A 22,796-nucleotide genomic window follows, 5' to 3' on the forward strand; every position below is an offset into this window, starting at 1 on the left:
TGGAAACTGTACAGACTTTAAGGGATGTCTTTGGCGAGAATTGAATACCATATTATATAGAATGATCTGACATCAAAAAGATAAAAGACTTCAGTCTGAAATATTGTGTACTTAAAAATATCGAAAAAAGCCTTAAAGCAAGTGATAAAGTGTGTGAAGGGTCAGCCAGCTTGATGATGATTGTTAGATGGGAATAACAGCTGACTAACGCTGCCCTGAGGGGGCTCGCTAAAATTTGATTTTAGGGGCGATAAGCTGTGATAGCGTTGCAGGGAATTTAACAAATAGGCAAAGATTTGGCTCCTCTGACTGGACTCGAACCAGTGACATACGGATTAACAGTCCGCCGTTCTACCGACTGAACTACAGAGGAATCGTTTGAACGAGCAGAATAGTAGCGATGTAATACAGGTTTGTCAAAGTACTAAAGTCAGGAAAAAGTGCGTTTGCTGTCAGTTTGAGCAAATTGGTTTATTTTCCTACATTTTTCTTTGATGCTTCGCAGAGAAATTAGCCGAATCATCTTAACAGTCTCCTTAAGCCTAGCATTATGCTTCAGCTCAAACGGTTTAAAGTTTGTTTACGGCATACCCCTCACAACGTTGCTGAATGGCTGTAGTATTCACTGTCTACAGTTGAGTGTTTTTCCCTGAGAATGTAACCCGTTTTGGTTTTTATCCTCACCGCAGATGAGGATTTCTATATAAGCAATATTAATCAATTAAAAATATTTCTTATCGTTAATCGAATAAGGTTTTTTTTGTGTTTTTACGGGTTACCCTGAAAACCATTCTAAGATTATAAGGTTATTAAGGAGCTAGGTCTTGTCAACCCGGTGTTTATTCCTCTATGCTACGGCAAGTCATTTCTACAGTGGTAAATCCTACTACTCTTCAGTTTTTCCCGGAGTTTCTTAGTGATGAAAAAAGCAATCGCAATAGCCACATTGTGTGTGTTGCTGGCAGGGTGCCAGGGTGCGAATTTTAGTGCTAGAACCAAGCCAGCTCCGGCGGCAACCCAAAAACCAGTTGTTGCTCAGCCTGCTCCTGTGGTTGCTAAACCAGCCCAACCGATGATTTCTGCAGGTACTGATGCTGTCATGTATACATGCATGAAAGAATTGAATGCGTTGCAACAGGTCAACACTAAGCGTTATCAGGATCGCAGTACTGAACTGAACAGCATTGTGACCGAAGCCAAACTTTACATGCGTGTTCGTGACAACGTCAGTACTGACATCCACCAAATAATGGATGCTGCTTATCAATTCCGCATTGCTAAAACTTGCAGCATGATCCGTACTGATCTGACACGAGCACTGGTTGAACGTGTCGTTGGCTCGTAACATTCAACAACGCATCTCTAAGTCTTCCCAGAATACATCCTATATAAAATGCCCTCTTTTGAGGGCATTTATCAATATGATAGCCAATCCTCAAGCGCCGATTACACCACCATCTTCACGGGTAATCATGATCACTGAAGAACGCGGGCGCACGCTGTTGTTTGGGAAGTGAGAATCCCCGTCTTCCCCTGGATGCTGTACGTTGACAAACATCGTTTTATGATCGGGTGTGAAGGCGATACCTGTTAATTCGCATGACTTTGGCCCAACCATAAAGCGGCGGATTTCACCACTTTTGGGATCACCGACCAACATCTGATTATTGCCTTGTCCTTGATAATCACCTTTGTTGCTGTATTTGCCATCGGTCAGGATCCACAAGCGTCCGGCCTCATCAAATCCTAAGCCATCTGGGCTGTTAAAGGTATTTTCTGCCGTTATGTTGGGCGTACCACGGTTAATGCCTTCTGGATGAGCAATCGGATTACCACCCAAGACATAAATATCCCAGGAGAAACTTTCTGCCGTTGCATCGCCGCCCTCATCCCAGCGAATAATCTGGCCGTAAAGGTTGTTGGGGCGAGGATTAGCGGCGTTCACCGGCATATTTTCTTCGCCGCGTTTACTGTTGTTGGTTAAAGTACAATAGGTGTGTCCGTTGTGTGGGTTGACGGCAATCCACTCTGGACGGTCCATTTTGGTTGCACCAACCTGTGAAGCTGCCTTGCGCGCGAAAATCAATATTTCCGCTGCATCACGGAAACCATTCTCTGGCGTCAAGCCATTTTTACCAAACTCCAGAGCAATCCAGCGACCTTTGCCTTTCAGTGGCGTGCCGTTGACGTCACCATCAAACTGCGCAACGTATAGTGTGCCTTCATCCAGCAAACTATGGTTATTTGCTTGATTGGTAATGTCGATTTTGTTTTTGGAAATGTATTTGTAAATATGTTCTCCACGTTCATCATCGCCCATATACACTACAAGCCGGCCATCTTTAGCTACCGTTACTGCAGCATTTTCGTGTTTGAAACGGCCCAGAGCAGTGCGCTTGATCGGCGTAGAACCTGGGTTCATCGGGTCGATTTCTACAATCCAGCCGAAGCGGTTGAGCTCATTCGGGTTTTTCGCTACGTCGAAACGATCGTCAAATTCTGACCAATTGCGTTCTGGGTCGTTGGCTTTCAGCGCATAACGTTTTTGTTCTAGTGTGGTTTTATAATCGGTTTTCTGAGTGCCAAAATAGGTTTCAAAGTTTTCTTCACACGTGAGATATGTGCCCCATGGCGTTTTACCGTTCGAGCAGTTATTAAGCGTACCCAGCACCTTATAGCCAGAAGGGTCGGCAGCGGTTTTCAGCAGCGCATGGCCAGCGGCTGGGCCACTGAATTGCATTTCTGTATTGGCAGTGATGCGGCGGTTATAGTGCGATGGGCGCTCTACTTGCCAACGTTGACTATTACCAATGCGTTTCACTGCAACAATTGACACACCATGTGCTGCCTGGGATTTGCGTACGTCTTCCAAGTTGGTGGCTTTGTTACCGCCATGGGCAAACAGGTATTGTTCGTTAGCGTATTCGTTATTGATCGCCATCACACCATGATTGTCATCAATAGGGAAGAAGCTCATACCGTCATTGTTATCGCCAAATTGTTTTTCTTGGTCGATCGCGCTATTACCACCGTTTGGATCGAAGGCAACTGCGCCATCCACCAAAGGTTCTCCCCATGAAATCAGTATCTCGGTTTTATAGCCTGGAGCAATGACCACTTCGTCGGCAGTTGAAGCGGCAATCCCCTTGAAGCCTAGCAAATTACTTGCAGGTAAATCTTCCGCCAGCGCTGAAGTGGACATGCTCAAAATGCTGCCACCGAGGAAAGTGGCTACGCCAACGGCGCTGGCACCAGCCAATAACAATTTACGGCGTGCAGGGTCGTTCAAATGGTCGGTAGTTAATTGCTCTAGTTTATTCGTCATACGTTGGTTTCCTAAAGTCAGCGCCACGAGTAAAACTCGCCAGGGCGATCAAAATTAGGGTTAATAGTAATCAGGGAATGTGACGAAAATGTTACGAGACAGGTGAGGGGGGTCGCTCTCTGCTTTATAGGAACATAAATTTACTGCTGATTAGATGAAGCTGTTCTTCAATGTATTGTTAATGTTGTTGTATCGCCGTCGTCTAGCAACTTGTTCATCAATTCGCCATCCTTAAGTCACGCTATTGTCATCAGTGATTGGCAGCATAGCGCTAACTTTTGTTATGGAGTGCCGATCATGAACGTCATCACTGTTTATATATCCCACCAATTAGATAACGAGTCTGGGTTATTCCTATGACATGCTTATCTAGACATCTGACCACTTACCCGACACGCTATCAGCAGATTGCCGCTTTGTTAGAGCAGGAGCTGGGTAATCAATACCGTTGTGGGGATTATCTACCATCTGAACAACAACTTGCCGAACATTATCAAGTCAACCGCCACACGCTGCGTCGCGCAGTCGATGAACTGGTTGATCGTGGTTTGCTCCAGCGTCGTCAAGGTATTGGCATTTTGGTGCTGATGCGCCCCTTTAACTATCCGCTACACGTCAAGGCGCGTTTCAGCCAGAATCTTCTTGAGCAAGGCAGCCATCCCACGAGTGAACGTTTGCTTGCGGTATTGCGTCCATGCAACGGACATATTGCGAGCGCGCTCTCACGCGAAGAAGGAGAAACCGTTATCCACCTGCGCACCCTGCGCCGTGTGAACGGTGTTGCAACCAGTGTGATCGACCACTATTTGCCCGATCTTGACTGGTGGCCCATATTGCAAAATTTCCACTGCGGCTCACTGCATCAGTTTATCCAACAGCATATCCACCAGCCGCTCACCCGTTATCAGACGCGTATCAGCGCACGTCGTGCACAGGCTAAAGAGAGTCGCCTGCTGGAGATCGTCACCCATGCTCCTTTGCTGTGCGTGCGTACATTGAACATCTGTACGGGAAGTGAGCGGGTGGCGGAATATTCCGTCAGTCTGACGCGGGCTGACATGATCGAGCTGACGATGGAGCACTGAATGCAAACCTTACAGCAGAGAAAACGCTGGATGTCAGTGCTGGCACACAGCCCGCCCGCCCAGTTGCGTGAGCACTGGCAGGCGCTGAACCTCCGCCCGAGCTACCACTGCCTGCGTGCACCAGAGATTGGCTTGGCCCGGTTACAGGGACGGATGGGGGCCACTGGGCGCCGCTTTGTGCTGGGGGACATGACCGTTACCCGCGCGGTGGTGCAATTGGAAAAAGGCGGGCAAGGCTACAGCTATATCAGTGGTCGAGATAAAGACCATGCTGAGCTATGTGCGCTGATTGATGCTCTCTTGCAACAACCGAGCAGCCATGAACTGCTGCTGCAACGGTTGATTGAACCGTTGGCAGCACTTCAGCAGGAACAGCGCCGGTTGCGTGCCAGTTCTGTTGCTGCCAGCCGAGTAGACTTCTTTACGCTAGTACGAGGGGACTAAGCCATGATGCTACTGGCAGGTTTTGATCAACCTATTGAACAATCTCAACAAGCTTTCCGTTTGATTTTAAAAGCCTTAAGTGAACCTGGACATAAGGTGCTATTGCAGGGAGCCCCGGCGTGGGGTGCACTGAACGCAGCCAGTACCGCTGTGCTGCTGACGCTGGCCGATCAGGAAACGCCGTTTCAGCTTTCAGCGGAGTTAAAAAATGAGCAAGTGCTAACCAATATTCGCTTTCATACCGGAGCGCCGCTCGCAGCCAATCACGCCGAAATTAGCCTAGCGCTGTTCGATGAGCAACTCCAGGCTGCTGATTTGCAGGCATTATCGCACGGCAGTGAGATTTCACCGGAGTTCAGCGCCATCCTTGTTGTGCAGCTTAGCGCTCTGGAAGGGGGCCCAAACCTGCGTCTGACGGGGGCTGGTATTGAAAAGCAACGGCAGATCTCGCCCAAATTGCCACTGGCACTGCCAGCATTATTGGTCACGCCGACGTGTTAAAGGTGATCGACCAGGGAGCGGACGATACGACTAATGCCGTATCGATCCGCCACTTTTTCCAGCGAGTTGCCGGTGTGACGACTACCGAACGCACGCCGGAGGCCACACTGATCTAGACTCGCCATCGTATCCCTGAAGCCGTTTTACAGAACGATCAAATTCTGATTTATCAGGTGCCGATCCCGGAACCACTGCGTTTTATCGAGCCGCGTGAAACTGAAACGCGCAAGATGCATGCGCTGGAAGAGTATGGCGTGATGCAGGTGAAACTGTACGAAGATATTTCCCGCTACGGCCATATCGCGACTACCTATGCCTACCCGGTGAAGGTCAACGATCGCTATGTGATGGACCCTTCTCCCATTCCGAAATTTGATAACCCGAAGATGCATATGATGCCCGCATTGCAGCTGTTCGGTGCCGGGCGTGAAAAGCGCATCTATGCGTTGCCGCCATTCACCAAAGTGGAAAGCCTGGACTTTGACGATCACCCGTTCAGCGTACAGCAGTGGGATCAGCCTTGTGCGCTGTGCGGCTCGCGCCATAGCTATACTACGTCAAACGCAGGAAACCCTGCTCAAGATCCCCGTTCCATTAGAACAGGGTTTTCCGATCCAGCAGGCAGGAATAAAGCCTTCTCGCGCGTTGTCTTATGAGCTTCATACCAGTGCTAGTAGTGATGCAATTGCTCAAACAGTGAGCCTGATCTTTGCTAATACGGGCAGCCAGGCGGCGGTATTCCACGTATATGATAAATTGCATCTGGAGCGTGTACCACGCCGTTACGTCGTTGAGGCAGGTAAACACCTCGATGATGTCTGGGTACTCGATAATTCTGATGCAGGGCACTTTGATTTGTGGGTGCTTGGCCCGAATGGTTATCATCGTGCTTTTGCTGGTGAATTAATTCAGGGAAACAGTGCCACTGCTCCTGAAATACGAGTCTGCTATGACATCACTTATGGCAATGTGATAGTCACTTTAATGAACAATAGCGATCGGCCTTGTGTGTTTAATGTATCCGCTAAAGCCTATCGTCTTCTTACAGAACTTTTCCCATCTGTTAATAATTTTCTGGCTTCATCACGGTGAAAACGCAGGTCGTATGGAATATGGCTGGATAAATGCCAAGCGTGAGTTTTCACTTTTTACCGCCAAAACGCCATTTCATCAGCCAACAACGTGCATCACTGTGTTTGGCAAGCAGATTGTGTCCACGCTCGTCAGAAAGCTTATATTCTTCCTGTTAGGATTTTCAGGCATCGGTACGCCTGGCAGACATTGAGGTGAAAGTGCACCCTTTCGTTGATTTTACTTAGAGTTAATCTGATCGGTATCGAGGAGGGTTATATGATGTTAAAAAGTGGCTATGCTTTGCGCGAGGCGATGAATGATGGCTTTGGTTTTTTAGTTTGGCTCCTCTGACTGGACTCGAACCAGTGACATACGGATTAACAGTCCGCCGTTCTACCGACTGAACTACAGAGGAATCGTGTGAACGGGGCGAATAATAGCGGTGCTGATTATGCTTGTAAAGCATGAAAATGTGTCTTCGTGCTGTTTGCTGCTCAAATGAGCAAATCCCTCTTTTTCAGTGAGTGAATAAGTATCTATCACCCAAAATAATTCGAGTTGCAGGAAGGCGGCAAGTCTGAGCGTCGCCAGGAGCATAGCTCACTCTATGACGGGTGCGAACGGACGACGCCAACACCCATGCAACTTGAAGAATTAAGGGTATATACGCATTGTCGTTCAAGATGCAGTCCTGTTGATTGAGCTACTGGGTAGCTACGTGTATCTCACACTTTGGCACGTTTCAAATAATGTTATAATTCATTATAAATTAATTGGTTAAATTAGATAAGTGCAATTAAGTCTGATACTAAATAGTTGCGTATAATAGCGCTACAGGTGTGAGAGATGCAGGTTAGCCGACCGTTGAGCGCAGGGATGCACGATACCAGCCCACGGGGAGGGGGCACAGCGTGTTGGTGGTCCTCATCATTCCCACCTGGCAGAAGCGTGATGAATAGCGGTATTAAGAACACCTATTTAGTATCCTAGTTGCTCAATATAACGTAACATCAAGTTTTTAATTTTTTGTTAAAATAGCTAATTTAACTTTATGTTTTTATGTGGATTTTTCTGATTTTTTTAAATTAGTGAAGGAAGTTAGTGATTCGTTGAGTTGTTGAGTGGTTTTTTTTATTTTTTATGCATTCCCATGATAGGGACTATTTCTAAGCGTTATTTCAGCCATTCAGCTCTCTGCGGCGGTTGCTGGATATAGAAAATATTAGTATTATTTCGTCCTTCTGAACGTTGTGAGTGGTTTGTTGGGCGTGGTTTTAACTTCTTTTGCAAGTTTTGGGTCGTCTCAACAGGAAGTTGTGCTTCCGTTAGCTCTATTAGGTAGCAACGAGTACCGTGACCGTGGTGGTAGCGTCTGACATCTGACGCCCTAGGATAATTTACAGTGAACGTTGGCGGGGTTGAACCATTGCTGGTTATTTACTCGATTAATAGTGTTAATACCTTAAATGATTTGAGCTACGTGAAGGCGGTGACGCATCGAAAAACCGGCTTAGAGCAGATCTGAATGCTACCGGCAGCGGCAGCGAAAGAGTAAAGCCTGACAGGTTACGCATTGCGCTGTTAGTCGTCATACAACTTGAAGAATGGCAAGTACACATCCACCATGCTCATATCCGGCTCTGTCTGCAACATATGGGTAATGAAATTTTTTGAAAGGAATTTTCAATGATTTGCAACCAAAAGAACCTCTGTTTAGGCGTGTTGTTGTGCAGCGTTTGGGTATTGGCTGGCTGTCAGACTAATAGACCCAAGACGTCGTTACAGAATAAATCTCAGGTTAGCACCGTGCAGGCACCGTCTAAACAAAGCAATGTCACTCCGCCTCCTGCAGCAGCCCCAGCAGATAGCAAAACAACCAAAATTGGTCTGTGTCAAAGCGAATTAGTCTCTCTGAAGCAAATCAACCCTAAAGCTTATGCGGTCAAGCAAGCAGAGTTTAATCGTTTGGTGAATAACGCATCTGTTTATGGTTCGATTCGTGGTGATGTCAATGCTGGCACCAAAGATACTCTCGATGCGTTGTACAAATACAAAACAAACGAGCTATGCGCTGATATCGAGCATGAAGTCCTGCAAGGTCTTATCCAGAGAGGGGAAAGTGTGAAATGAGGTACAGGATATGTTGCAGTGCATTGCTGACGCTGGCACTGCCTCTGTTTGCTGTACGGGCAGAGGTTGCTAACACGCCAGAGAGCAGTAAGCTGAATTCACTTGATGAAATATCACGTCAAGTGGATGACGCTCCGGCGCTGCTATTTCTCACGCCTTCACAAATAGATAATACGGTAGAGCCGGTAAAAGAAAAGAGTAAACCAACAAGTAAACCCAATGCCTTGGTAAGGTCTGGGGATGATTCAAACGCACGTATTCGCGAAATGAAAACGTTGCAGGCGACGATTAACCAGTTGAAGGCAAAGGTTAGTGCTCAGGAAGCTGCACTTAAGCAATTACGCGTTGCAGAATCTAGTCAAAAATCCTCTTCGGCTGAACTGGTGCGTTTGCAACAGTTAATAAAACAAAGCCAGCAGGAAAACGTGCAGTTAAAGCAGCAAATTGCTGCACTGAACAAAGAGCATGCCCAAAAAAGCCAACAGTCTCTGGCAAAATTACAGGAGCAGTTAGCAATACAGGGTAAAGATAATGATCAGAAAACCCAACAACTAAAACAATTGCAGCAAACCAGTACCAAACTACAAGAACAATTGACAGCGCAAACCAAAGAGAGTGAAAAGAACGCTCAACAGGTTAAGCAGTTGCAGGAACAACTGGTGTCTGGCACCAAAGAGAATGAGCAAAAAAGTCAGCAAATGTTGGCCAAGTTAAAAGAGCAGTTAGAGACAAAAACTAAAGATAATGATCAGAAAATCCAACAACTGGAACAACTGCAGCAAACCAGCGCCAAACTACAAGAACAATTGACAGCGCAAACCAAAGAGAGTGAAAAGAACGCTCAGCAGGTCAAGCAGTTGCAAGAACAACTGGTGTCTGGCACCAAAGAGAATGAGCAAAAAAGCCAGCAAATGTTGGCCAAATTAAAAGAGCAGTTAGAGACAAAAACCAAAGATAATGATCAGAAAATCCAACAACTGAAACAACTGCAGCAAACCAGTACCAAACTACAAGAACAATTGACAGCGCAAACCAAAGAGAGTGAAAAGAACGCTCAGCAGGTCAAGCAGTTGCAAGAACAACTGCTGTCTGGCGCCAAAGAAAATGAGCAAAAAAGCCAGCAAATGTTGGCCAAGTTAAAAGAGCAGTTAGAGACAAAAACTAAAGATAATGATCAGAAAATCCAACAACTGGAACAACTGCAGCAAACCAGCGCCAAACTACAAGAACAATTGACAGCGCAAACCAAAGAGAGTGAAAAGAACGCTCAGCAGGTTAAGCAGTTGCAGGAACAACTGGTGTCTGGCACCAAAGAGAATGAGCAAAAAAGTCAGCAAATGTTGGCCAAGTTAAAAGAGCAGTTAGAGACAAAAACCAAAGAAAGTGAGCAGCAAGCGAAGCAGCTGGTTGAGTTGCAGCAGGCGGGTGCGAAACTGAAAGAGCAACTCGCCGCACAAGTTAAGGACAGTGAACAGAAAGCCTTGCAGATGGCACAGCTGCATGAGAAACAGCAGGCAGGTCTAGACGCGAATGCCAAACTGAAAGAACAGCTCGCGGCACAGGCTAAAGAAAGTGAACAGCAAGCGCTGCAACTTGCTCAATTGAAAGAGAAAGAGCAGGCAGGTCTAAACGCTAATACTAAACTGAAAGAACAGCTCGCGGCACAGGCTAAAGAAAGTGAACAGCAAGCGCTGCAACTTGCTCAATTGAAAGAGAAAGAGCAGGCAGGTCTAAACGCTAATACTAAACTGAAAGAACAGCTCGCGGCACAGGCTAAAGAAAGTGAACAGCAAGCGCTGCAACTTGCTCAATTGAAAGAGAAAGAGCAGGCAGGTCTAAACGCGAATACTAAACTGAAAGAACAGCTCGCGGCACAGGCTAAAGAAAGTGAACAGCAAGCGCTGCAACTTGCTCAATTGAAAGAGAAAGAGCAGGCAGGTCTAAACGCGAATACTAAACTGAAAGAACAGCTCGCGGCACAGGCTAAAGAAAGTGAACAGCAAGCGCTGCAACTTGCTCAATTGAAAGAGAAAGAGCAGGCAGGTCTAAACGCGAATACTAAACTGAAAGAACAGCTCGCGGCACAGGCTAAAGAAAGTGAACAGCAAGCGCTGCAACTTGCTCAATTGAAAGAGAAAGAGCAGGCAGGTCTAAACGCGAATACTAAACTGAAAGAACAGCTCGCGGCACAGGCTAAAGAAAGTGAACAGCAAGCGCTGCAACTTGCTCAATTGAAAGAGAAAGAGCAAGCAGGTCTAAACGCGAATACTAAACTGAAAGAACAGCTCGCGGCACAGGCTAAAGAAAGTGAACAGCAAGCGCTACAGCTTGCTCAACTGAAAGAGAAAGAGCAGGCAGGTCTGGACGCGAATACCAAGCTGAAAGAGCAACTCGCGGCACAAACTAAAGAGAATGAACAGCAAACCAAACAGCTCGCGCAGCTAAAAGAGAAAGGGCAATCTTTAAGCGTTTCTACAGTGTTTGAGCCGAAAACGGACCAGGAAAAACGTGATTACGCGATAGGTACCGCATTAGGTAAAGACATACTAAGTTTGCTTGATAGCAAAAAGTCGCAAGGTGTAGACGTCAATCGCAAGTTGGCGTTGGCAGGTGTTTCTGATGTGATCAATGGTCAGATCAAGTTAGCCAAAGCACAGATAGATAAAGCGCTCTATGACAGCGAAGTGGAGTTGAGTAACCAAAATAAAAAGCTCCAAGCGCAAAACGAAGCTAAAGGTACTCAATATATCGATAAATTCAAAAAACAGTCCCATGTCGTCAAATCCAAGCAGGGATTCTATTATCGTATTGATTACGCAGGCGATACGAAAATTAATGAAGGCGATACTGTAGCTGTGGTAGTAAAAGAAAGCCTTACAGATGGTAAAGTGATTAAAGACATGGATTTGGCCGGTACTTCAATTTCGCAGCCATTGAGTGCTTATCCACCACTGTTTCGTGAGGCTCTCAGCAAACTGAAAAACCATGGCAGCATGACATTAGTCGTACCGCCTGAATTGGCATATGGTGATAAAGGCATGCCGCCGGATATTCCACCTGGAGCGACTATGGTCTATAACGTTCGTGTTCTGGATGTGATACCAGCCCCAACTAAAGAACGTTAACCAAAAGTTAACCCCGCTATATAATAAGCGGGGTTAACTTTTATGGCCTAAGCTTGTTAACAAGCGAAGCTAAAAGCCCTAGCGTTTTATTCAACGGAATGGGGGCTCGTTGAAGGTGCGAAGCTTGCGAGAGTGTAGATGTTCTCCCTCAGCCCGCAACAGGTCTATAGCGCGTATCCCGATTTGCAAATGTTCAGAAATCGCTCCTTCATAGAAACGGTTTGCCTGGCCTGGTAGCTTGATCTCACCATGAAGTGGTTTATCAGATACGCATAAAAGGGTGCCATAGGGGACCCGGAAGCGATAACCCTGCGCTGCGATGGTCGCACTTTCCATATCGACGGCGACTGCGCGGCTAAGGTTAAATCGTAATGCAGATGCTGAATAACGCAGTTCCCAATTGCGATCGTCAGTTGTAACAACAGTCCCGGTACGTAAGCGCTGTTTCACGGCCTCACCCTGCATACCACTCACCGCTTTGGTAGCGTCGTAGAGCGCGCGTTGGACTTCAGCTATGCTTGGGATCGGAATGTCTGGCGGCAAGACTGAATCAAGCACATGATCGTCACGCAGATAGGCGTGGGCTAGAACATAATCGCCGATAGATTGGCTTTCCCGTAGGCCACCGCAGTGGCCAATCATCAACCACGAGTGTGGGCGTAGTACTGCCAGATGGTCGCAGATGGTTTTAGCATTTGAAGGGCCGACACCGATGTTGACTAGCGTGATCCCCTGACCACCATCGGCAATAAGGTGATATGCCGGCATTTGGTGGTTTTTCCAGGCAAGGTCGGATACTGTTTGCTCTGGATTAGGGTTTTCCGCCGTTACGTAATTTCCTCCGGCGCACGATAGTGCGGTATAAGGGCTGTCTGGATTGGCAATTTGGCTGCATCCCCAGCGAACGAACTCATCAACGTAACGCGTGTAATTAGTGAACAAAATAAAGTGCTGGAAATGTTCTACTGGTGTACCTGTGTAGTGTCTTAAGCGTGCCAGTGAGAAATCTGTACGTAATGCATCAAAATGTGAAAGCGGTAAATGGTTGGTAAATGGGTATAAACCGTCTGCGGTTTCATCTCCTATATGTGCTAATTCGGTAGTGGGAAAGTGCTTCGTTAACCCGGAGCTCATCGTTCTGTCTAATGACAGATCGGAACCGTCGATCACATAAGGAAAGGGGATTTCTTGCATCGATGGACCTACTTCAATCACGGCGGCATATTCACTTTCCAGAAAGGTCAATTGTTCAACCAGATAGTGGCGAAATAGCTGTGGCCGCGTGATGGTTGTCGTATAGTTTCCAGGACGGGTAAAACGCCCGTAGGCACGTGCTCTAGATCTGTTAGGCTGTTTTCCGTCCCAACGAATACGTAATTCTGGGTAAGAAAACAGGCCATTGGCTCGCTCCTGAGCATCCGGAAGTATACTTTGCATGATATACACCTTAATGGCTTTACGTAATGCGCAAACTGAAGTGTCGTATAACGCTTCGAGTTTATCGATAGCCTGTAAGGCTGTCAGTGTTTCGTCTGGCCGTGTATTCATCGTTATCCCTTAGTTGTAGCGATACTTCAGCATAGCTTAAAGCGTGTGCCTTATGTGAAGATGTTTGGCCAAATTACTGTTCTGATTCTGTATTTTATTGGAAGTACAACCGTTCATAGCTGAGTGCTGTCTTCAGATTGCTATCGTGCTTTGTGTGATAAAATAGTTCAATGTTATTGACTCTGAGGATTGAATCTAAAATATGCTTGTGGTGCTCACGAGGGTATCGATCGGATCAGATCTTCGTCGCAAGTGGCTATATTGAAGCAATATAGCTGCTAGAATGAACTGACAGCTATGTAACGGGTGAGAAAGTTAAACTATTGATAGCTCTATGAGAACACGCAAGCCTCGCCGCCCACACGGGCGGTGGATCTATTACATCCTGCATGAAGATATCCTCTGGCCTTGCCCGGTTAAATGGGAATGGGAGAGCAATTTTGAAACTTGGTTACCTTTTTACTACTCACCAACGTTGGAGTTTGTTGCCGGTGATCCGACCAAGGCGGTGAAAATTTCCACAGTTCGAACAACAAACTTATCGCCAAAACGTCCCCCCAACTCTTAAATCCCACTATATTCGCCATGTATCAAGTTGTGTGTGACTTGGTTGACGCTCGACGTTGCCTATGGTGGGATTGTGATGCACGAACGCCACTTGGATACAGTCAGGGCATAGTCTAATGATATTGCCCTGAAGTAGTTGAATGACAGCGCCTATTTACGATAACGAGGATCAGTCGAGTAGGTTTTTTACTGTTTGGCGTACGTAATGTGTCATTTGTGCCAAATCGTCTGAGGCTACCGGGCCGCCGCCAACGCGAATAACTTGCTGTTCGATCTGGGCGATTTCCTGCTCAACTTTGTTGGCTATCTGTACTTTAACGATTTTATCCACCGAAGAAAGCAAGACCTTCAAAACGACCTTCAATGCAATATTTTCGCAGAATGAGTCGTAGTAATGGTCTGCTTGTGGCTCCACAACTGGTTTTAATGCGTGTGGTGCCATAGCCTTGAAACTGTCTACATTTTCAATAATAAGATCCATGTCTCTTATTAGTTCATCAAAATCTTTAGACACTGACTTATTTCCCTTTGCAATACGCAAAAAAGCACGCCTGGTTCTGTTTGCAGGTGACGTTCCGGCTGTAAGTGGTAGGTTGAAAGGCATTTTAACCTTGCAGCACTTCAGCAAACAAGGTGATTGCTCTTAGATGACCGGGCATGAACACCCAATTCCCAATCCCATAGTTCTACTCGCTGATATGCGGGAGCACGGGTAACGAACAGTGTCTTCCTTCCCGGATGGGGCCTTTGCCACGCTGACTCATGCGTGATTAGCTGGCCATGTCTTCTGGAATACCCGCCAACCTGCGTCGGCTGACAGCTGCCTTTTCCGCCAGCGCCATTTGGCTCATGCCAGCCATTGGCGGAAACTTGGTGGATTACTGCTAAGGTTCTGTAGCAGCAAGGGTGATCCTCTCTCGCGCTGTGCACTATATTGCTCATCTTTAGGCTTTGCCTCATACTGCCAGCAACTGTGCATTATATTGCACTTGGTAGGTAGGGCAAGTGAGTGTCGACGATCAAAAAAAACGTTATTTCATCGGTGATCCTAAAGATTAAACCGCAAGAAGCTGTGTTGATTCTGATTACCATGCTCTGGGGGGTAACCTTTTTGGCAGTACACCAGGCAATGTTGGTCAGCGGACCCTTCTTTTTTGTCGGTTTGCGTTTCGCGACGGCGACATTGGCGCTGGTGTTATTCTCCTGGCGTTCATTGCAGGGCATGACGTGGTATGAAGTTAAAGCAGGGATATTTATTGGTACCTCAATAATGTTTGGCTATGGCCTGCAAACTGTCGGGCTGCAAACCATAAGCAGCAGCCAGTCTGCGTTTATTACCGCTATGTATGTTCCTATTGTCCCGTTGTTGCAGTGGCTGGTTCTTGGTCGTTTGCCAGGAATAATGTCCTGGATAGGCATCCTGCTAGCTTTTATAGGGCTGCTGCTGCTGGCGGGGCCAAACAGTAGCACAACTGCATTCAGCACCGGCGAGATCCTAACGCTTATTAGTGCATTAGCTATTGCTGTAGAAGTGATCTTGATTGGTGCATTTGCTGGTAAGGTAAACGTGCGGAGAGTGACCATTATTCAGTTGGCAACGGCATCGTTGTTGTCGTTCCTGATGATGGCCCCGACGGGGGAGGTGATACCCGCATTTTCCAATTATCTGCTTTATAGTGCGATAGGACTGGGTATTGCCAGCGCATTGATTCAACTGACCATGAACTGGGCTCAGCGTAGTGTTTCACCTACGCGTGCCACGGTCATCTATGCTGGCGAACCCGTTTGGGCGGGTATTGTTGGGCGTATTGCGGGTGAACGTCTACCGGGGATGGCATTGATCGGTGCTGCGTTGATTGTGCTCGGAGTGGTCGTAAGTGAATTACGTATCCGTCGCAGGATTAAACGGGAAGTTGTGGCAGAGTAGAAGGCAAATGGTTCGAGCAAACAACGCCGCGTTTGGGCGCGGCGTTGTCGTAATTACATCAGGCCATTTTATTGCGGCGTACAAATTGATAGCCGATCCCCAGAATGATAAACCACAGTGGCGTAACCATCAGTGCTTGGCGGGTATCATCGCGCAGTGACAGCAACACCAGGACAAAAGCGAAAAACGCCATACAGACCCAGCACATCAGTTTACCAGCGGGCATTTTGTAGATGGATTTTTGGTGCAAAGTTGGGCGTTGTTTGCGGTAGACCAAATACGAGCACAAAATGATCGTCCAGACAAACATAAACAGAATGGCTGATACTGTAGTGACAAGCGTAAATACGGTCATAACATTAGGTATCAGGTAAATCAGCACTACGCCGCCCAGCAGACAGATACAGGAAAAAGTCAGGCCGTTTGCTGGTACTGCGCGTTTTGAAAGGTTGGCAAAAGACTTGGGTGCATCACCCTCTTGCGCTAAACCGAACAGCATGCGGCTAGTCGAAAATACGCCACTGTTTGCAGAAGAAGCGGCAGAAGTCAGTACCACAAAGTTAATCACACTGGCAGCAGCGGGTAGGCCGATGAGTACAAACAACTCTACAAAAGGACTCTTGTCAGCCACCACTGAACGCCATGGCGTCACTGACATAATTACGATCAGTGCAAAAACGTAAAACATAATAATTCGGATCGGTATTGAGTTAATGGCACGTGGCAGTACTTTTTCCGGATCTTTGGTCTCAGCAGCGGTTGTGCCAACTAGCTCAATCCCTACAAAAGCGAAGACGGCAATCTGGAAACCAGCAAAGAAGCCGCTGATACCTTTCGGGAACATACCGCCGTCATTCCAAAGATGTGAAAAGGAAGCTACGCTGCCGTTAGGTGATTCAAAATGCATGGCAACCATCACCAACCCGGCGATAATCAAGCTAACAATTGCCACAATTTTGATCATTGCAAACCAAAACTCCATCTCACCAAACATTTTCACTGTTGCCATATTGAGTGTCAGTAAGAGTAGGACGCAAAGTAAAGACGCTATCCATTGAGACAGATCGGGGAACCAGAATTGTGCATAAGCGGTAATAGCAACCACATCTGCGATACCAGTAACCACCCAGCAGAACCAATAAGTCCAACCAGTGAAAAATCCCGCCCATGGGCCGAGCAGGTCGGCAGCAAAATCGCTGAAGGATTTGTATTGCAGGTTGGAAAGTAGTAGTTCCCCCATGGCACGCATCACGAAAAACAGCATGAAGCCGATGATCATATAGACAAAGATGATTGAAGGGCCAGCCAAGCTAATCGTTTTACCCGATCCCATAAACAAACCTGTGCCAATTGCACCACCAATAGCAATGAGTTGAATATGTCGATTAGTCAGGTTTCTTCGTAAATGATCTTCTGAGTCTGGCGCGGCGCCTGCGGCTATTTTGGAGTGTTCTACCATCTTAAAATGTCCTGTTCTACCTATCATGAGAGAAATAGTGAGCTCTGCGTTGGCTCTTTTTTATTTGTTTATCCGAAGATCCTAGCTTCAGTAAGGTAACGCAATACCGCCACCTGTATGCAACATGTTTACAACATTTAAGTGGGGGGTAAAAGACGATTATTCTTTACTCAGAGAGATAAATCGGACGCCTAACGAGCGAGAGGGTACTCTTTGTAATAACAAATGAACAGTTCTTGTTGTTCTTATCTTTTTGATTAAAATGGTTTTGTTTGCTTCGCATGAGAAAAAGTAATGTATAAAAGAGGCTAGTATCGATAAGGCGAGCACAGGATTTCACAAAGTTTATAGCGTGGAAATATGAGATAACAATTGAGTTTTAATCAGTTTATGGCTGCAACAGGTACGCCAAGAGAAACAACGACACACTATCCAAGGCTTTTTTCTTCAGTTTTGCCAATTCAGTCACAAAAATAAAAATCATTGGTTCAACACGACGCGGCCTGCACGTTCACGGGATGTGCCGATCACAAAAGCATAAGAAATAGGTTCTCGCCTCTGCTTGCCGACAGTAAGCTATGCTAGTTACGGTAAATAAATAAGGGATTGAATTATGTACAAGACCATTTTAGTACCGGTAGATATTGCAGAAGACGTATTAACTGAGCACGCCTTAAAACATGTAGAGTATTTGGCGAAAATGTCGGGTGCTAAAGTACATTTCTTCCACGCTTTACCAGACGCTTCGGCGTTTGTAACCGCATACTCATTTGGTATCAAGGAGTTTGAAAATCAGGCTGAAGTTAAAGCGATAGATGGATTGAAGAGAATTATGGCGGAAATCGATCTGCCATTGGAACGTTTGTCATATACCATCAGTTTCGGTTCGCCTCGCGATGAAGTACTGCAACTTGCTGAAGAGATAGAAGCCGACCTCATCGTGATTGGGTCACGTCGCCCAAGTGTAAAAACTTATCTTCTTGGTTCGAACGCTGCTGCGATTGTGCGTCATGCAAAAACCTCGGTGTTAGTGATCAGGTAGTCGCTATATAATAAACCAGCTTTACCTGATGTTGTGCAGGAGTGCGGTGCTGTGTCATTCCAGTAAAATACTCAGAAAAAGGAATGACATGTGTCTCGCCTCTTAGATTTTGATTACACCGTAAAAACGGTCACGTATTCAATGTGTAGATTTGGTCATTGCAGGTAATACTCACGTTCGATGAATGTACCGATAATTTTGTCATGCATTTCTACTGATTTTGAGTCTCCGAGAGTCTTACAGTTTGGCCGTTTTAATCGGTTGCGAAGATTCAGATTTTCACGCTCAATTCATGGTGTATAAAGCTTACCTGTGATGTGCTTTCATTCGACAGCCTGTCATAAGCGCTGACGTTATCTGTGCACCAGAAGGCAACGTTTAAACCTACTGACAGCTTCAATAACGTACGAGTCTTTTTGCTTCGGCAACCCAAAGCATGGGCAACAAGACTTTTAGGACGGGGTTCCCATGTATACCACAACCAGTGCTGCGGCTTCTTGTTGCCTACAAATGACCCCATCTCATCCACTTCGCAAATAAGTTGAATTTGCAGGTTATCCAGCGGCAATGTTGTTACATTTCGCGGCGAGAGTTTTTTAAGGTGCGCACAACAGCATTGAAACTGATATGCAACGCCCGTGAGGTATCGCGGATACCTGAGTTGTTCATAGCAAGGTCAACGATTTGCTTTTTCATCCCCGGGTGGCAGGCGCGATAAGCGTAATCGAGCTGGAAAGTTCGGCAGCACATTTGGCACCGATAACGCTGATGACCAACTTTTCCCAGAGCGTGTTTTTTAACGGATTCAGTCTGTTCACAAAATGGGCACTTCACGTCAACTTTTGCCATTCGATACACGCTGTCAAAAGGGTGATCTGACAACACAATCAACCCGTTGAATACTTAACCATCTTGTGTGCCATTGCGTCGCTGTGTTCAGCTAACTCGAGTGATTTAGGGTATATAACTGATTGAAAAATAACATACTCAATGCGTAGATAGTCAGGCTCACTTAAAGTAAACCTGACAGAGTATAAGGTTACTGACGGTAGGCGTGTTTGATTTGTTGTATACTGTTTTTGAAGATTTCAGCCTGCGCAGGATCTTCAATCTGAGCGGCGAAGTGTTCAAGCTTAATGATGACTTTTCCCGCATCTGCTTGCCCAATTGCTTTCAAGAGAAGCGTCAGTGTGGCTTTAAGACAAATAATTTCAGTTGCCAGTGCTTCTGGTGTAGTAGACGTAGTGAAGTCAATTGTATTCATTTTCTCTCCTGATTTGCGTGTGTGAATTTATTTAAAAGTGCAATTTAATGCATACTTTCCGATTACTAATTCACTATGGTAGCCCATGACGTATTTATTCTGAGGATGAGTATATCATGTCGTGAATTGTTCGTGTTGGTTACTGGGACTAAGATTTTCCGTCTTATCAATGGGGATGGATAATTATTATACTTGAGCTATAGTGTAACTGAAACAACGCAGCAATGAATAGATATGCTATTCCAAACGATTTACAGTTAAAAAATATTACGGATATGTTTCTGTTGCGTGAATAAATATTTAGTCTGTAATTTTTGGGATATCTTTCTTGGATAGATGAATTGAGGATGACTCTTTTTATGTATGTAGGCTAGATTGGTATTTTGAATATTGCTTTTCTACAGTGATCTATACGTGATTAAAAATGGTTGATATTTATTACTTTCATTAATTCATAGTGTTACACGTAATAGTCGATCTTACAGTTCTTATTACTGAACCCGATAAGTGAGACTCTTTTGCCACCAGAGTGTGTAAAATAGCGTATCATGTATCATAGAAGCGACATTATGGAGTCATACCTAAATTGGCTGGCGCATTTTCACCCTGCAGTGACGGTATCCATTGTGCCACTATTGCGTATGGTGAAAGAATTTTGCTTGTTCCTTGTAAGGTTAATCGTGATTATGTATCGAGTTGTATTCATTATTTGCTGAAAACCAAGTAACATCTGTCGGGATGACAGAGGCTGATTGATCGCGTTACTCCCTTATTTTGGAGATTTTTCCTTGATTAGCGTTCTTCTTGTTGATGACCACGAACTGGTGCGCGCAGGGATACGACGCATTCTTGAAGATATCAAAGGCATAAAAGTTGTTGGCGAAGCGCAATGCGGCGAAGAGGCTGTCAAATGGTGCCGCAGCAACTCCGTTGATATCGTATTGATGGATATGAATATGCCGGGTATGGGGGGGCTCGAAGCTACCCGCAAGATTGTTCGTTATGCGCCTGATATTAAGGTTATTATGCTGACCATTCATACTGAGAATCCTTTGCCTGCCAAAGTGATGCAGGCTGGCGCTGCTGGCTATCTGAGCAAAGGTGCTGCTCCACAAGAAGTGGTTAATGCTATTCGTTCAGTACATTCAGGGCAGCGCTATATTGCTTCAGATATTGCGCAACAAATGGCATTAAGCCAGTTGGAGCCACAGGCTGAGAATCCGTTCAGTACTTTATCTGAACGCGAGCTGCAAATTATGTTGATGATCACCAAAGGGAAAAAAGTGAATGAGATATCTGAGCAACTGAATCTCAGTCCTAAGACAGTGAACAGTTATCGCTATCGTATGTTCAGCAAGTTGAATATCAGCGGGGATGTTGAATTGACTCATCTGGCCATACGGCATGGGCTGTTTAATGCGGAAACTTTGTCAAGCGGTGAGTGATTGTTTCGATGCTCAGGCATTTCTGAAAACCGTAACCAGTCAGTCTGGAGTCTATCGTATGTATGATATGGCTGGTACGGTGATTTATGTCGGTAAAGCTAAAGACTTGAAAAAACGTCTCACTAGCTATTTTCGTACTCAGGTCAGCAGCCGAAAAACAGAGAGTTTAGTTAAAAATATTGCTCAAATAGATATTACTGTCACACATACCGAAACAGAAGCGCTTATATTAGAGCATAATTACATTAAGCTCTATCAACCGCGTTACAATGTTCTGTTGCGTGATGATAAATCTTATCCTTTGATATTTCTTAGTGCAGATACGCATCCACGGCTTGCTGTGCACCGTGGGGCCAAACACGCGAAGGGGGAATACTTTGGCCCATTCCCGAATTCGTACGCTGTCCGTGAAACGCTAGCGTTGCTGCAAAAATTGTTCCCTATCCGCCAGTGCGAAGACAGTGTATACCGTAATCGTTCTCGCCCTTGTCTGCAGTATCAGATCGGCCGTTGTCTCGGGCCTTGCGTTACCGGTTTGGTGAGTGAAGATGAATACGGGCAACAGGTGGATTACGTGCGCCTGTTTTTGTCTGGTAAAGATCAGCAAGTTTTACATCGGTTGATTGAACGTATGGAGAACGCCAGCCAGTTGCTTAATTTTGAAGAAGCAGCACGAATACGTGATCAGATCCAAGCTGTGCGACGGGTTACTGAAAAACAGTTTGTTTCAGGTGATAGTGATGATCTGGATGTTATTGGTGTTGCCTTTGACGCTGGTATGGCTTGTGTTCATGTTCTGTTCATCCGTCATGGTAAAGTACTTGGCAGCCGCAGCTACTTCCCGAAAGTTCCAGGTGGCACTGAGTTGAGTGAAGTCGTACAAACTTTTGTCGGGCAGTTTTATTTGCAAGGAAGCCAGGGCAGAACCTTGCCTGCAGAGATTCTGCTGGATTTTAACCTTCCTGAAAAAGATCTGCTGGCGAATTCATTAAGTGAGGTCGCTGGCCGCAAAATTCACATCCAAAGTAAACCACGGGGTGATCGTGCTCGCTACTTAAAATTGGCTTGTACTAACGCCACTACCGCGCTTGTTACCAAACTTTCTCAGCAATCAACGATTAATCAGCGCTTGGCAGAGTTAGCAAAAACGCTGAAACTTGGCGAAATTAACCGGATGGAATGTTTTGATATCAGCCATACCATGGGGGAGCAAACTGTCGCTTCCTGTGTAGTATTCGATCGTAATGGCCCAGTGCGGTCAGAATATCGTCGTTATAATATTGCGGGCATCACGCCGGGTGACGATTATGCTGCTATGGCGCAGGTGTTGAAACGCCGTTATGGTAAGGCACTGGAAGAGAAAAAAATCCCGGACGTCATCTTTATTGATGGGGGGAAGGGGCAACTGGGAATGGCAATCGAGGTATTCAACACGTTGAATGTTACCTGGGACAAGCACAAACCCTTGTTGATCGGTATTGCCAAAGGCAGCGATCGTAAAGCTGGGCTTGAGACCTTGTTCTTTGTCCCAGAGGGAGAGGGGATTTCATTGCCGTCAGACTCGCCAGCGTTACACTTGATACAGCATATTCGTGACGACTCACATAATCATGCAATAACTGGGCATCGTCAGAAACGAGCGAAAGTCAGAAATACCAGCGCGTTGGAGTTGATAGAAGGCGTTGGGCCCAAAAGGCGTCAAGTGTTATTGAAGTATATGGGGGGGCTTCAACCGCTATTGAACGCTAGCGTTGAAGAAATTGCAAAAGTGCCGGGCATTTCACACGCATTAGCAGAAAAGATCTACAATGCATTGAAACACTGAAGGCAATGTAGCAACATACTCTTAATTTCCACACC

General features: G+C 45.9%; 17 protein-coding genes, 2 tRNA genes and 2 pseudogenes. 13 read left to right on the top strand and 8 right to left on the bottom strand.

Features of this window, described 5'->3' with window-relative positions; all coding sequences use genetic code 11:
* Positions 1–297 precede the first annotated feature (297 nt).
* Positions 298–373: transfer RNA gene (locus OK023_RS06340), tRNA-Asn, on the bottom strand.
* 546 nt (positions 374–919) lie between these two features.
* Between OK023_RS06340 and OK023_RS06345 the strand changes: the two genes are divergently transcribed.
* A complete protein-coding gene (locus tag OK023_RS06345) occupies positions 920–1,345 on the top strand; it encodes a hypothetical protein (protein ID WP_317696013.1) in 426 nt (141 codons plus the stop codon).
* 90 nt (positions 1,346–1,435) lie between these two features.
* On the opposite strand, the gene OK023_RS06350 is transcribed toward OK023_RS06345, so the two are convergent.
* A complete protein-coding gene (locus OK023_RS06350; RefSeq protein WP_317696014.1) occupies positions 1,436–3,325 on the bottom strand; it encodes a PhoX family phosphatase in 1,890 nt (629 codons plus the stop codon).
* Positions 3,326–3,681: 356 nt separating this feature from the next.
* Between OK023_RS06350 and phnF the strand changes: the two genes are divergently transcribed.
* The 5 genes and pseudogenes from phnF to OK023_RS06375 all read left to right on the top strand — a co-directional run bounded on the left by phnF (position 3,682) and on the right by OK023_RS06375 (position 6,447).
* Positions 3,682–4,410: a phosphonate metabolism transcriptional regulator PhnF gene (phnF, locus tag OK023_RS06355; protein ID WP_317696016.1), complete on the top strand. Its 729-nt coding sequence runs from the start codon at positions 3,682–3,684 to the stop codon at positions 4,408–4,410.
* Positions 4,411–4,854, top strand: a complete 444-nt coding sequence (phnG, locus tag OK023_RS06360) for a phosphonate C-P lyase system protein PhnG (protein WP_317696018.1) — start codon at positions 4,411–4,413, stop codon at positions 4,852–4,854. It abuts the gene before it with no gap.
* Between the two features lie 3 nt (positions 4,855–4,857).
* Positions 4,858–5,355: a phosphonate C-P lyase system protein PhnH gene (gene phnH / locus OK023_RS06365; RefSeq protein WP_317696021.1), complete on the top strand. Its 498-nt coding sequence runs from the start codon at positions 4,858–4,860 to the stop codon at positions 5,353–5,355.
* Positions 5,322–5,906: pseudogene (locus tag OK023_RS06370) on the top strand (alpha-D-ribose 1-methylphosphonate 5-phosphate C-P-lyase PhnJ); the annotation flags it as partial. The gene phnH and the pseudogene OK023_RS06370, both read left to right, overlap by 34 nt.
* A complete protein-coding gene (locus tag OK023_RS06375) occupies positions 5,797–6,447 on the top strand; it encodes a phospholipase domain-containing protein (protein ID WP_317697529.1) in 651 nt (216 codons plus the stop codon). The pseudogene OK023_RS06370 and the gene OK023_RS06375, both read left to right, overlap by 110 nt.
* A gap of 321 nt (positions 6,448–6,768) precedes the next feature.
* Here OK023_RS06375 and OK023_RS06380 read toward each other — a convergent pair.
* Positions 6,769–6,844: transfer RNA gene (locus tag OK023_RS06380), tRNA-Asn, on the bottom strand.
* Positions 6,845–8,115: 1,271 nt separating this feature from the next.
* Here OK023_RS06380 and OK023_RS06385 point away from each other — a divergent pair.
* Both OK023_RS06385 and OK023_RS06390 read left to right on the top strand, forming a co-directional pair.
* Positions 8,116–8,559 (top strand): hypothetical protein, encoded by a 444-nt coding sequence (locus OK023_RS06385; protein ID WP_317696024.1) that lies wholly within the window; start codon positions 8,116–8,118, stop codon positions 8,557–8,559.
* Positions 8,556–11,684 carry an FKBP-type peptidyl-prolyl cis-trans isomerase N-terminal domain-containing protein gene (locus OK023_RS06390; protein WP_317696027.1) on the top strand — a complete coding sequence of 1,043 codons (3,129 nt, stop codon included), beginning with the start codon at positions 8,556–8,558 and terminating at the stop codon, positions 11,682–11,684. Before OK023_RS06385 ends, OK023_RS06390 begins: the two co-directional genes overlap by 4 nt.
* A gap of 90 nt (positions 11,685–11,774) precedes the next feature.
* On the opposite strand, the gene OK023_RS06395 is transcribed toward OK023_RS06390, so the two are convergent.
* On the bottom strand, positions 11,775–13,232 hold the full coding sequence (locus OK023_RS06395; RefSeq protein ID WP_317696029.1) for an AMP nucleosidase: 1,458 nt from the start codon (positions 13,230–13,232) through the stop codon (positions 11,775–11,777).
* Between the two features lie 334 nt (positions 13,233–13,566).
* Here OK023_RS06395 and OK023_RS06400 point away from each other — a divergent pair, with 334 nt between their 5' ends.
* Positions 13,567–13,800 (top strand): hypothetical protein, encoded by a 234-nt coding sequence (locus tag OK023_RS06400; RefSeq protein WP_317696032.1) that lies wholly within the window; start codon positions 13,567–13,569, stop codon positions 13,798–13,800.
* A gap of 168 nt (positions 13,801–13,968) precedes the next feature.
* Here the strand turns inward: OK023_RS06400 and OK023_RS06405 are convergent, their stop codons facing one another.
* The gene (locus OK023_RS06405) at positions 13,969–14,280 is read right to left on the bottom strand and encodes a hypothetical protein (RefSeq protein ID WP_317697531.1); all 312 of its coding nucleotides are present in this window, start codon (positions 14,278–14,280) and stop codon (positions 13,969–13,971) included.
* A gap of 528 nt (positions 14,281–14,808) precedes the next feature.
* Between OK023_RS06405 and OK023_RS06410 the strand changes: the two genes are divergently transcribed.
* Positions 14,809–15,726, top strand: a complete 918-nt coding sequence (locus tag OK023_RS06410) for a DMT family transporter (RefSeq protein ID WP_317696035.1) — start codon at positions 14,809–14,811, stop codon at positions 15,724–15,726.
* A gap of 58 nt (positions 15,727–15,784) precedes the next feature.
* On the opposite strand, the gene cycA is transcribed toward OK023_RS06410, so the two are convergent.
* Complete coding sequence (cycA, locus tag OK023_RS06415) at positions 15,785–17,185, bottom strand: D-serine/D-alanine/glycine transporter (RefSeq protein WP_317696037.1); 1,401 nt, start codon at positions 17,183–17,185, stop codon at positions 15,785–15,787.
* Between the two features lie 613 nt (positions 17,186–17,798).
* On the opposite strand from cycA, the gene OK023_RS06420 reads away from it, so the two are divergent.
* Positions 17,799–18,227, top strand: a complete 429-nt coding sequence (locus tag OK023_RS06420) for a universal stress protein (RefSeq protein ID WP_317696040.1) — start codon at positions 17,799–17,801, stop codon at positions 18,225–18,227.
* A 155-nt stretch (positions 18,228–18,382) separates the two neighbouring features.
* Here OK023_RS06420 and OK023_RS06425 read toward each other — a convergent pair.
* Together OK023_RS06425 and OK023_RS06430 are read right to left on the bottom strand one after the other, a co-directional pair.
* A pseudogene (locus OK023_RS06425) lies at positions 18,383–19,076 on the bottom strand (IS1 family transposase).
* Positions 19,077–19,266: 190 nt separating this feature from the next.
* A complete protein-coding gene (locus OK023_RS06430; protein WP_317696042.1) occupies positions 19,267–19,491 on the bottom strand; it encodes a DUF2594 family protein in 225 nt (74 codons plus the stop codon).
* A gap of 788 nt (positions 19,492–20,279) precedes the next feature.
* On the opposite strand from OK023_RS06430, the gene uvrY reads away from it, so the two are divergent.
* Positions 20,280–20,936, top strand: coding sequence for a UvrY/SirA/GacA family response regulator transcription factor (gene uvrY, locus OK023_RS06435; RefSeq protein ID WP_317696045.1), 657 nt, complete (start codon positions 20,280–20,282; stop codon positions 20,934–20,936).
* A complete protein-coding gene (gene uvrC, locus OK023_RS06440; protein ID WP_317697534.1) occupies positions 20,929–22,761 on the top strand; it encodes an excinuclease ABC subunit UvrC in 1,833 nt (610 codons plus the stop codon). Before uvrY ends, uvrC begins: the two co-directional genes overlap by 8 nt.
* The last annotated feature ends 35 nt before the right edge of the window (positions 22,762–22,796 follow it).

The organism is Serratia sp. UGAL515B_01, from assembly GCF_033095805.1.
In the GTDB taxonomy this organism is placed as follows: Bacteria; Pseudomonadota; Gammaproteobacteria; order Enterobacterales; family Enterobacteriaceae; genus Chania.